General features: G+C 62.2%; 9 protein-coding genes. All 9 read right to left on the bottom strand.

Annotation, left to right across the window (positions count from 1 at the left end; all coding sequences use genetic code 11):
• Positions 1 to 241 precede the first annotated feature (241 nt).
• Entirely contained in the window at positions 242 to 1,183 is a 942-nt protein-coding gene (locus Q8O29_RS14695) for an SWIM zinc finger family protein (RefSeq protein ID WP_305564050.1), read from the bottom strand.
• 21 nt (positions 1,184 to 1,204) lie between these two features.
• Entirely contained in the window at positions 1,205 to 3,925 is a 2,721-nt protein-coding gene (locus Q8O29_RS14690; RefSeq protein ID WP_305564048.1) for a DEAD/DEAH box helicase, read from the bottom strand.
• Positions 3,926 to 3,931: 6 nt separating this feature from the next.
• Positions 3,932 to 5,020: a DNA polymerase III subunit delta gene (holA, locus tag Q8O29_RS14685; RefSeq protein WP_305564046.1), complete on the bottom strand. Its 1,089-nt coding sequence runs from the start codon at positions 5,018 to 5,020 to the stop codon at positions 3,932 to 3,934.
• Positions 5,021 to 5,056: 36 nt separating this feature from the next.
• Positions 5,057 to 5,557: an LPS assembly lipoprotein LptE gene (gene lptE / locus Q8O29_RS14680; RefSeq protein WP_305564044.1), complete on the bottom strand. Its 501-nt coding sequence runs from the start codon at positions 5,555 to 5,557 to the stop codon at positions 5,057 to 5,059.
• An 11-nt stretch (positions 5,558 to 5,568) separates the two neighbouring features.
• The gene (locus Q8O29_RS14675) at positions 5,569 to 8,331 is read right to left on the bottom strand and encodes a leucine--tRNA ligase (RefSeq protein ID WP_305564042.1); all 2,763 of its coding nucleotides are present in this window, start codon (positions 8,329 to 8,331) and stop codon (positions 5,569 to 5,571) included.
• Between the two features lie 91 nt (positions 8,332 to 8,422).
• A complete protein-coding gene (locus Q8O29_RS14670) occupies positions 8,423 to 8,863 on the bottom strand; it encodes a biopolymer transporter ExbD (protein ID WP_305564040.1) in 441 nt (146 codons plus the stop codon).
• Positions 8,860 to 9,621: a MotA/TolQ/ExbB proton channel family protein gene (locus Q8O29_RS14665; RefSeq protein WP_305564038.1), complete on the bottom strand. Its 762-nt coding sequence runs from the start codon at positions 9,619 to 9,621 to the stop codon at positions 8,860 to 8,862. Before Q8O29_RS14665 ends, Q8O29_RS14670 begins: the two co-directional genes overlap by 4 nt.
• 8 nt (positions 9,622 to 9,629) lie before the next feature.
• Complete coding sequence (dapB, locus tag Q8O29_RS14660; RefSeq protein WP_305564036.1) at positions 9,630 to 10,454, bottom strand: 4-hydroxy-tetrahydrodipicolinate reductase; 825 nt, start codon at positions 10,452 to 10,454, stop codon at positions 9,630 to 9,632.
• Positions 10,451 to 11,035, bottom strand: a complete 585-nt coding sequence (locus Q8O29_RS14655) for an outer membrane protein assembly factor BamE (RefSeq protein WP_305564034.1) — start codon at positions 11,033 to 11,035, stop codon at positions 10,451 to 10,453. The genes dapB and Q8O29_RS14655 overlap by 4 nt, the downstream gene beginning before the upstream one ends.
• Positions 11,036 to 11,042: the final 7 nt, after the last annotated feature.

Below are 11,042 nucleotides of genomic sequence, written 5' to 3'. Positions count from 1 at the left end.
TGGGCGGCAGAAGGCGTCGAAGCGAAAAGTGGCCCCGGCGAGGACAGTTTTTGCCGGGTTTGCAGCGCCATAGCCGTAGCTATGGGGCAAAAAGCCGGTGAAAAATGGACCGTCGCGGCCGCTTTGCAGCCGACGTTCCTTCTGCCGCCCAGACTCCTAGGCACCGACCACTCCATTGTCTTTACAACCGCCGGGTTGAGCCGCCCTTTATCGCGTCGTCGCCTCCCCATGCTTTTTGCAATCATTTTTTTCTTCCCGGTTTCACTGCCGTGGCAGCTTTTCTGGCCACCGCCTGCTTGGCCGTCGCCTTTTTGGCTGTGGCTTTCACAGCCGCTACTTTTTTGACAGCAGGTTTTTTCGCGGCAAGCTTGCCTGGCACCGCTTTGCTGGCAGAGACTTTTTGAAGCACCGCTTTTTTGCCTGCCGTCTTTTTGGCAACCACCGGCTGGATGGGCAGCACCGCATCAACTGGCTGGGCCATCTCCAGACCAAACACATCGTCCAGAAAGGCATCATCAAGTACTTTGGCAGATTCTGGCGCTGTGCGTTTTGCTGCAAGGCCGCTGCCTGCCGCCTGAACCAGCTCTTTGGCATCAACGTTGCACAAGGTAAACAACAGCTCGGGCTGATGGTCGAGCCGGGCGCCTACGCCGTACAGCACGGCCGCCACATGTTTGCACATGTTGGCCCAGTCGGGGCAGCTACAGCTGAAACTGAGGGCCTTGGCGCTTGGCATCAGCCCCGTGCCGGGCTGGCACAAACGCTGCATCACCGACGTTGACAGCTTGCCCTGCAAAATCTCCACCAGCGATGCAATCGATCCGGAGCAGTCTTTGCAAATGGACTTCCATTGCGCTGGCGCTACCGGGTTGACTGTGACCTCGACTTTGTACAACGAAGAACCCATCACCAGTGCATTGACCTTGCCGGCACTGATCTGCAGGTCAATCACCGAGCCATTGCGCACATAAGTGCGGCCGCGTGGCAAGCGGTTGTCGTAGTCGCTGTGGGCCTCGAGGTTGTCGCACCAGTTTTTGCCCCACACGGTTTTGGCCAGCGCACCACGGTAGGCGGCAATCGGGCTGTACAGCTTGCCAGCCTTTTTGGCTTTGGTTGCGGCTTTTTCGGCCTGTTTTTGCCGGGCGCCCACAGAGACATAGGGTTTCCAGCCGTAATAACTCATATGTTGTCCTTCTTCGCGTTATCAGTTGTCCTGTGCCGTGTGGATGTCCAGCCTGACGAGCTTGAGTAGTTCGGCATCGCTCATCTCGGTCAGCTGCAGTTCGGCGCCGCCTTCGAGCACATCCTGCACCAGCTGTTTTTTGCTTTCAATCAGCTGGTCGATGCGGTCTTCCACTGTGCCCTGGCAGACAAACTTGTGTACCAGCACATTGTGTTTTTGTCCGATGCGAAAGGCGCGGTCGGTGGCCTGGTTTTCAACCGCCGGGTTCCACCAGCGGTCAAAGTGAATGACGTGCGACGCCGCAGTCAGGTTCAGCCCGGCCCCGCCGGCCTTGATGGACAGCACAAAAAACGGCGTGAGCTCGTCGTCCTGAAAACGTTTGACCAGCGCCTGCCGTTTGGCCACGGGTGTGCCACCATGTAAAACCAGGCCTTCGCGGCCAAAAATACTGCCCAGAAAGACGGCCAGTGGTTCGGTGGTTTCCCTGAACTGGGTAAACACCAGCACTTTTTCCTGCTTGGCGGCAATCACTTCCACCAGCTCCCGCAGGCGGGCAAATTTGCCGCTGTCAGCTTCGGCCCAGGCACCGTCACCCAGCCACTGCGACGGGTGGTTGCAGATCTGCTTGAAGCGCATCAGGTACGACAACACCAGGCCTTTGCGCTGCATGCCATCGGTGTCTTCTAGCGCAGCGGCCAGTTCCTTGACAGCGCGCTGGTACAAAGCGGCCTGCGCCGGGCTCAGGTGGCAAAAGGCTTTGAGTTCGGTTTTGTCGGGCAGGTCGGCAATCACACGCTTGTCGGTCTTCATGCGGCGCAGGATGTAAGGCTGCACCAGGCTGCGCAGCGGGCCAAAGTGTTCTGCCTGCGCCAGCCGTTTGGTGAACTGGGTAAACACCTTGCTGCTGCCCAGCAAACCGGGGTGGGTAAAGTCAAAAATTGACCACAGGTCAGACAATCGGTTTTCCACCGGGGTGCCGGTCAGCGCAATACGTGAGGCAGCCTGCAGTTTTTTAACCTGCCGGGTTTGCTGGGCGCTTGGGTTTTTAATGGCCTGCGCCTCATCAACCACCACCAGCCGCCACTGCACGGCTTGCAGCGCAGGCAGGCGCGCCAGGCTGCCGTAGCTGGTCACGACCAGATCATGCGCGGCCAAATGGCTGGCATCGAGCGCTTTCAAATCAGCCATCGGCATGGCCGAAGGGTGCGCTACCAGCAGGCGCAGACTGGGTGCAAAACGCGCCGCCTCGCCCGCCCAATTGGCCAGCAAGGATGCGGGCACGACCAGCAGGCTGGGCTGATGTCTGTTTTTGGCCATTGCTGCCTCTTCTTTCAGCACCAACAGCAAAGACAACACCTGAATCGTTTTGCCCAGCCCCATGTCGTCTGCCAGGCAGGCGCCCAGGCCAAGCTGGGTCAGCAAATACAACCAGCGCACACCGGCTTCCTGGTAAGGACGCAGTGTGGCTTTCAGCGCCGTGCCGGGGCTGACGCGGGCCAGGCCCTCGGGCTGGCGCAGGCCTTGCAGCGTCTGGGCCAGCCAGGGGCCAGCCACCAGCTCTGACCAGTCGGCATCGTCAGATGCATCCGCCGGGCCAGTGCCGTCCAGCGATGCGCCCGCTACCAGCCGTAAGGCTTCGGCAAAGGGCAGACCGTTGGCTGCGGCTTTTTCAATCGCCTCAAAACGCTGCAGCAGCCGCTCCAGCGACTTTTTACTCACTTCAACCCAGCGGCCACGCAGCAGTTGCAAACCATCACCACCCTTGAGCAACGCCTTGATGTCGGCGGCGCTCAAGGTTTCACCATCGAGCGACACCTCCATGCTGAAGTCCAGCAATGCGCCAGCGCCCAGCAATGACGGCGGGCGCGCACCCACGCTGCCTTTGACGCTGGGGCGGCTGGGCCTGCCCGCCTTCCACACGCCAGGCGTTCGCACCACGATACCGGCGGCTTCAAGCTGGCCTACGTCGCGTAAAAAGGCAAAAGCCTGCTCGGGGCTCCAGCGCAGCGGATGATAAATGCCGCCTTCTTTCACCATCTCATCGAGCCACGCGCAGTGCGTTGCGGCGCGCTGCACCGGCACCAGCAAAGACAGCAACTGCGCCTGCTGCCCAGCGCCAGCAAACTCGGCCAACGCGCGCGACAGCGGCTGGTGCTGCGCCTTGCCTGCTGCAGACACGCGCGCGGTGTAGGTCGCCAAAAAAGCAAACGGGTAGTCCGGGTCTTTGCGGTTTTCAGCCAGGTTGAAATGCACCCGGCCCACCATGTTCCAGATCGGGTTGCGGGTTTTTAAAAACTCCTGCAGCGGTAATCCTGAAGCGGCCAGCTCCGCAGCAAGGGCAGCATCCATGCCCTGCCAAAGCGCAGCAAGCACCTGAGCCGTCAGGTATTCGGCACCCTGCATGGGCGGTGCGTCGGCTACCCTTGCCTCCAGACGTTCGGCTGTAGGCACGGTCACCGTGAAAGGCTTTGTAGCGCCTGCCACCTCGGGTAGGGCACAAAGCGCCGTCACATAGCTGGCCGCAAAGTCACGCCACCAGCCCCATACTGGCGGCAACACTTGGCCAACACCGGCAGTGCCCAACTGCAACAGCCCGTGCCCGGCACCGCGTCCAAAAGCCTGGGCCAGTTCGACCGCATTCTTTTCAGCCAGCACAGGTGCGTAGGCACCAGGCAGCGCCAGCAGGTGCCCGCGCGGGCTGAGCTGCAAGGCCAGAGACTGGTTTTCTGCCGGGTCGCCCATCAATGGCTAGCGGGACTTGGCCTGCATTTTCCCGGCGCACTGCTCACACACCATGCCCGCCAGGCGTTGCAGCGCCTGCCAGCCATCGGCCGGCCAGTCGGGTTGCTTGAGCCCCTTGACGATGCCGTCCACCTTGTGTGCGGCGTGCAGGAGGTTGGCCAGCGTGGTGTCGCCGATCTGGGGCAACACGCGTTCGAACAGTTTTTCCTTGATGCCCCAGACGCGGTTTTCGCGCAACGCCATCGGCATGGGCCGGCCGGCGCTTATCGCATCTTTCACCCGTTTCATGCTGCGGATGTCTTCGCTAAGCGCCCAATGCACCAGCACCTCGGACTCACCCTCTGACTGCAGGCCGTCGAGCATGCGCTGCACGCGCAGCGCCTGGCCGCCCAACACCGCTTCGGACAGCTTGAACACGTCGTACCGCGCCACATTGAGCACCGCGTTTTCGACCTGGTCGAAGCTGAGCACGGCCGAGGCCGCGTCGGCGTCAGTCGGGTAAAGCAGGCCCAGCTTCTGGATCTCCTGGTGCGCGGCCAGCAGGTTGCCCTCGACGCGGTCGGCAAAAAACTGCAGGGTGCGCTGCCCCTCCTCGCCGGCGGCGACCCGCTGGCCCTGGGCCTGCAGGCGCTGCGCAATCCAGGCCGGCAGGCTGCGCCGATCTATCGGGTCGAATTTCACCGTGGTACCGAAACTCTCCAACGCGCCGAACCATGCGCCCTTGGTCGTCATGCTGTCCAGACGGGGCAGCAGCACCAGGGTCAGCGTGCTGTCGTCGCCCTGCGAGCGCTCTGCAATCTGCTGCAGCGCGACCGAGCCGTCCTTGCCGGGCTTGCCGCTGGGGATGCGAATCTCGATGATTTGTTTGTCGGCGAACAGGCTCAGCGAGCCGCCGCTGGCCAGCACCTCGCTCCAGTCGAAGTGCGCGCCGGCCACGGTGTGCACCGTGCGCTCGGTGTAGCCCTGAAGGCGGGCATGGGCGCGCAGCGCATCGGCAAACTCCTGCACCAGCAGCGGCTCGTCGCCGTACAGCATGTACAGTGGCTTCAGGCCGCGCTGCAAATGCTGCTGGAGCTGGGTGGGCGCGAGCTGCATGGTGGGAAGCTCAGGCGACGAGGGGGGCAGCCAGGCTCACAGCTCTTTCACCGCTGCAAGCCGCCGCAGCACCTGCTGCACGATGTCGCTTTGCATGTCACGGTACAGCAGGGCTTCCTCGGTTTCCTTGGCCAGCACCGCAGATTCATTGAATGTGATGTCGCGCTGGAGCAGGATCTGCGTCGGCGGAATCAGGATCTTGCCCGCCAGCGTGCGCAGCCGGAAAGTAAACCGGGTGCGCAACTGGAACTCGCGCACCTGGCCGGCCGCGTTGACACCCACCACGACTTTCTCTCGCTGGTCGGCCACCACGTCGAAGACCACGTCGGCCTGCTCGATCAGGCGCGGATCACGGATCACCTTCACCGTGCCGCTGGCTTCGAGGTTGCGGTTGAGTTCGGTGCCCAAGGTCGAGCCTTCTGCCACCGTGTTGAACAAGGTCTTGAAGGCATAGTTAGGCGCCTGGCGCAGCGCAAAACCGCAGGCGCTAAGCCCCGCAGCCGCCGTAGCGGCCAGCAGAAAAACGCGACGTTGCATGGTGTTTTCCTTCAGATGACGATGTTGACCAGGCGGCCTGGCACCACGATAACCTTTTTTGCAGGCGCGCCGGCAGCCTGTTTGACAAATGCTTCGGACGCCAGCGCGGCCGCCTCAATCATGGCCTTGTCGGCGCCAGCGGGCACGGTGATCGAACCGCGCAACTTGCCGTTGATCTGCAGCACCAGCTCGATTTCGTCCTGCACCAGCGCGGCGGCATCGACTTCCGGCCAGGGGGCATCGAGCAGGCCGCCGTACTGCGCGGCGTACCCAAGCTTTTCCCACAACGCATGCGAGAGATGGGGGGCAACCGGGTACAGCGAGCGCAACAAAATGCCGTAGCCCTCTCCGATTACTGCGGAGCGGTGATGGCTGTCATAGAGACTTGTATTGCCGCCCGATACGAACGCCCCCGACAAAGGAACGGCTTCTAGCTCGTTCAATAACTTCATGCACCCTGACACCACAGTGTTGTACTGCATGCGTTCATAGTCAAAAGATATCTGTTTGAGATTTAAAAAAATCTTTCGACGAACATCTTTGTAAGCAGTGCTCAGTTTGGAGGTGTCTGTGGGAGCCAGTAGTTGAGCCTTGATGAACGCGTCGTGTCGAATAGAAAAATCCCAAACCCGGCGCAGGAAGCGGTAGGAGCCTTCCACCCCCGCGTCATTCCACTCCAGCGTGGCTTCGGGCGGCGAGGTGAACATGGTGTACAGGCGCGCCGTGTCGGCGCCGTACTTCTCGATCAGGTCCTGCGGGTCGACGCCGTTGTTCTTGCTTTTGCTCATGGTGCCCACGCCTTCGTAGTTCACCAGCGAGCCGTCCTTGCGCAGCTTGGCGACGGTGACCTTGCCGTGTTCGTCGTGCACATCGTCCACGTCCGCCGGCCAGTAGTACTCGACACCGCCCTTGTCACCCTTGCGCGAGTAGATGTGGTTGAGCACCATGCCCTGAGTCAGCAGCTTGGTGAAAGGTTCATCGACCTTGACCAGGCCCAGGTCGCGCATGACCTTGGTCCAGAAACGCGCATACAGCAGGTGCAGGATCGCGTGTTCGATGCCGCCGATGTACTGGTCCATCGGCATCCAGTAGTTGGCGCCCTCCGCGACCATTTTTTCGTCGTTGGTCGGATCGCAGTAACGCATGAAGTACCACGAACTGTCGACGAAGGTGTCCATGGTGTCAGTCTCGCGCCGCGCCGCTTTGCCGCAGACTGGACACACCACGCCGGCGTGGAAACCAACATGCTTGTGCAGCGGGTTGCCGGAGCCGTCGGGCACGCAGTCCTGCGGCAACACCACCGGCAAATCTTTCTCGGGCACCGGCACCGCGCCGTGTTCTTCGCAGTGGATGATGGGAATCGGCGTGCCCCAGTAACGCTGACGGCTCACGCCCCAGTCGCGCAGGCGCCAGGTGGTTTTTTTCTCGCCCAGGCCCTTGGCGGCCAGGTCGGCCGCCACCGCATCGACGGCCGGCTTGAAGGCCAGGCCGTTGTACTTGCCGGAGTTGATGGCAATGCCATGCTGCTTGTCGGTGTACCAGTCTTGCCACGCTGTGCTTGAGAAGGCTCTTGCCTCCCTCTCCCCCTGGGAGAGGGCTGGGATGAGGGCTGCCCCGCCGTCCGACGCTCCCACACCCCAGCCCACACCCACAGGGAGAGGGAGCGAGACCACCTGTTTGATCGGCAAATCGTATTTCTGCGCGAACTCGAAATCACGCTCGTCGTGCGCGGGCACCCCCATGACCGCGCCGTCGCCGTAACTCATGAGCACATAGTTGCCGACCCAGACTTCAACTTGTTCGCCAGTCAGCGGGTGCGTGACAGACAGGCCGGTGGGCTGGCCCTTTTTCTCCTGCGTGGCGAGTTCGGCTTCGGTGGTGCCGCCGGACTTGCAGTCCTCGATAAAGGCTGCGAGTTCCGGATTCGACGACGCCGCGTGAATCGCCAGCGGATGTTCGGCCGCCACGGCGCAAAAGGTCACACCCATGATGGTGTCGGCGCGCGTGGTGAAGACATACATCTTCCCGTCGGCTATCAGTTTGCCGTCCGCGCCCTTGATCTCATGCGGAAATGCAAAACGCACACCTTCGCTTTTGCCTATCCAGTTCTCCTGCATCAGCTTGACGCGTTCAGGCCAGCCCGGCAGCTTGTGGCTGACGCTGCCGAGCAGCTCCTCGGCGTAGTCCGTGATCTTCAGGTAGTAGCCCGGAATCTCGCGCTTTTCGACCACCGCGCCGGTGCGCCAGCCCTTGCCGTCGATCACCTGCTCGTTGGCCAGCACGGTCTGGTCCACCGGGTCCCAGTTGACAACCTGGGTCTTGCGGTAGGCAATACCCTTGTCCAGCATCTTCAAAAACAGCCACTGGTTCCACTTGTAATAGCTCGGGTCGCAGGTGGCAAGCTCGCGGCTCCAGTCGATGGCCAGCCCCATCGCCTGCATCTGCTTTTTCATGTAGGCGATGTTGTCGTAGGTCCATTTCGCCGGGGGCACACCGTTTTTCATCGCGGCGTTTTCGGCCGGCAGACCAAAGGCGTCCCAGCCCATGGGCATGAGCACGTTGTAGCCCTTCATGCGCAAATAACGCGTGAGCATGTCGTTGATGGTGTAGTTGCGCACATGGCCCATGTGCAGTTTGCCGCTGGGGTAAGGCAACATCGAGCAGGCGTAGTACTTCTTTTTGCTGCTGTCTTCAGTGACGCGGTAGGCCTCGGACTCGGTCCATTGGGTCTGCGCACTGCGCTCAACATTGAGGTGGTCGTATTTGTCTTGCATGGCGCGCGAAAAAGAGAAAAGAAGGGAGTCAGCCCATGGCTGCCGCTTGCAGGGATTTTAGGCGCTGGCCGGGCGGGGCCGAAGCAGGCCTTCAGGGCCGGGCGGCAGGGGCTGGCTCGGCGGTAGCATCGGCCACAAAGCCGATGCGGTTCAGGCCGGCTTTCTGGGCGATGCCCATGACCTCAACGATGCGGCCATAAGGCACGGCCTCGTCCGCCCGCAGTTGTACTTCGGTGTCCGGATTCAGCGTAGCACTTTGCCGCAGGCTTTGCGCCATCTGCTCGGCAGACACCGGCCGGTCATTGAGAAAGGCCTGGCCGCGTTTGTCAACGACCAAGGTCACAAACTGCGGCGCCTCATGGGATTGCGCAGCATCGCTTCTGGGCAGGTCGAGCCGGATTGAGCTGGCCAGCAGGGGCGCGGTGATGATGAAGATCACCACCAGCACCAGCATCACATCGACCAGAGGGGTGACGTTGATTTCGCTGAAGGGCTGGGCGCCCTGGGTGCGTTCGAGGCGGCCAAAACTCATGATGAACTGGCCCCCACGCTTGTCGCTTCGCGAGCCTCCGGCGGTGCGCTGCCCCTTTCACTCGAAAGAGGGGCTAATTTCCCCAGGGGCGGCCCGTCGGAAAATTGATGCCCCACCTCACCCGTCGCAACCATCAGTTCCCGCAAATCGTAAGCAAAGCCCTCAAGATCCGCTTCGATGCGGCTGATGTTGCGCCCGAAAATGTTATAGGCCAGCACGGCCGGGATGGCCACCGCCAGCCCTGCGGCGGTCATGATCAGCGCCTCGCCGACCGGGCCGGACACCTTGTCGATGGTGATCTGGCCGGCGGCGGCAATCCCCACCAGCGCATGGTAAATGCCCCAGACGGTGCCCAGCAGGCCGACAAAGGGCGCGGTGGAACCGACGGTGGCCAGCAGCACTTGGCCGTATTGCAAGCGATGCAGCACCGCGTGCAAGGCATCGCGAAGCAGACGGGTCAGCTGTTGCGACCGGGCGCCGGCTGCGGCCAGCGTGCCGGGGGCCTGCAGCCCGGTGGCGGCGATCAGGGGCAGCACCAGCGCTTCACGGTCGAAGGCGGCCACTTTCTGTTGGGCATCTTCCAACGCAGACGACTGCCAGAACACCGCCGTGCTGCGGGCCACATCGCCGCTGGCGCGCCTGAGCAGCCAGGCTTTCCAGACGATGACCACCCAACTGGCCACGGACATGGCCATCAGCAGCGCCGTCACAAGACCGGTCACGGCGTCGCCCTGGGTGATCAGCGCGAGCACATTCATTCAGCTCTTCACTTCAGGTTCAGCACATCGAACATGTCGAACAAACCTGTCCGATGGCCCGCGAGGAAACGCGCGGCCCGCAGACTGCCCTGGGCATAGGTGGCCCGGCTGGAGGATTTATGGGTGATTTCAATGCGTTCACCGGCACCTAGAAACAGCACGGTGTGGTCGCCGACGATGTCGCCGCCGCGGATGGTGGCAAAACCGATGGACGAAGGGTCACGCTCACCGGTCACGCCTTCGCGGGCATACACCGCGCAGTCCTTGAGATCGCGGCCCAGGGCGCCGGCAATCACCTCGCCCATCTTGAGCGCGGTGCCCGACGGTGCATCGACCTTGTGGCGGTGGTGCGCCTCGATGATCTCGATGTCATAACCGGTGTTCAGGGCTTTGGCGGCCATCTCCAGCAGCTTGAGTGTGACGTTGACGCCGACACTCATGTTGGGCGCCATGACAATGGCAATATCTTTGGCAGCAGCGGCGATCTCGGCCTTTTGCACCTCGGAGAAGCCAGTGGTACCGATGACCAGCTTCACGCCGAGTTCGCGGCACACGGCCAGGTGCGCCATCGTGCCTTCGGGCCGGGTGAAGTCGATCAGCACCTGCGCGCCGGCCAGGCCGGCAGCCAGGTCCGCAGTGATGGTGACGCCGCTGGCATGGCCCAGAAAGGCTGAGGCGTCTTTACCCAGGCCGGGGCTGGCTGTCACGTCAAGGGCGCCGGTCAACTGGCAGTCGCCGCTGGCACGTACGGCTTCGACCAGCATCTGGCCCATGCGACCACCAGCGCCGGCAACCGCAATGTGGTGGCGGGGGGCGCTGCCGGCCGGGCTCACCGCGTCGGGCTTTCCAACGGCGGGTAGCTGGCGGTCGATGGCGCCATCGGTGCCGGCGGCGTGGCGGGCGGGGTGCTTGTGCCGGCCGGCTTCTTCTTCTCAGCGGCCTTGAGCTGCTCGTCGGTCAGCTCCAGCACCGGTACCTTGCCGAGCTTGCGACGGGAGTCGAGCCTGGAAACAAATTCGGACTCACTGGGCATGGCATCGCCCTCAAAGCGCTCCAGCACATCGTTCTTGAAAAACACCGTGAGCTTGAGCGCCTGCGGCTGGACGCCCTGGCGCTTCAGCGTAAATACATAGTCCCAGCGATCCGCATGGAACACGCTGGTCAGCAAGGGCGTACCCAGCACCTCTCGCACCTGCGCCCGGAGCATGCCCGGCTTGAGCAGTTCGACCTGCTCCTTGGACACAAAATTGCCCTGGACGATCTCTATCTTGTAGGGCGTGATCCAGTTGACGGGGTTGATCTTGCTGTCGCTGAGCCCGCTGGTCATGCCCTTGATGCTGCCACAAGCGGCCAGCGCACTACACGCCAGAACGGTAAGAGCGGTTTGAATGCCGTGACGATTTTTTGCAGACATGGGGTTG

This window comes from Polaromonas sp. (assembly GCF_030689685.1).
Taxonomy (GTDB): Bacteria; Pseudomonadota; Gammaproteobacteria; order Burkholderiales; family Burkholderiaceae_C; genus Polaromonas.
This window is presented reverse-complemented; position numbering and strand designations above follow the sequence as displayed.

Coding starts and splice junctions, on each gene's coding strand:
- Q8O29_RS14695 (WP_305564050.1), bottom strand. CDS start 1,183: ATGAGTTATTACGGCTGGAAACCCTATGTCTCTGTGGGCGCCCGGCAA.
- Q8O29_RS14690 (WP_305564048.1), bottom strand. CDS start 3,925: ATGGGCGACCCGGCAGAAAACCAGTCTCTGGCCTTGCAGCTCAGCCCG.
- holA (WP_305564046.1), bottom strand. CDS start 5,020: ATGCAGCTCGCGCCCACCCAGCTCCAGCAGCATTTGCAGCGCGGCCTG.
- lptE (WP_305564044.1), bottom strand. CDS start 5,557: ATGCAACGTCGCGTTTTTCTGCTGGCCGCTACGGCGGCTGCGGGGCTT.
- Q8O29_RS14675 (WP_305564042.1), bottom strand. CDS start 8,331: ATGCAAGACAAATACGACCACCTCAATGTTGAGCGCAGTGCGCAGACC.
- Q8O29_RS14670 (WP_305564040.1), bottom strand. CDS start 8,863: ATGAGTTTTGGCCGCCTCGAACGCACCCAGGGCGCCCAGCCCTTCAGC.
- Q8O29_RS14665 (WP_305564038.1), bottom strand. CDS start 9,621: ATGAATGTGCTCGCGCTGATCACCCAGGGCGACGCCGTGACCGGTCTT.
- Q8O29_RS14655 (WP_305564034.1), bottom strand. CDS start 11,035: ATGTCTGCAAAAAATCGTCACGGCATTCAAACCGCTCTTACCGTTCTG.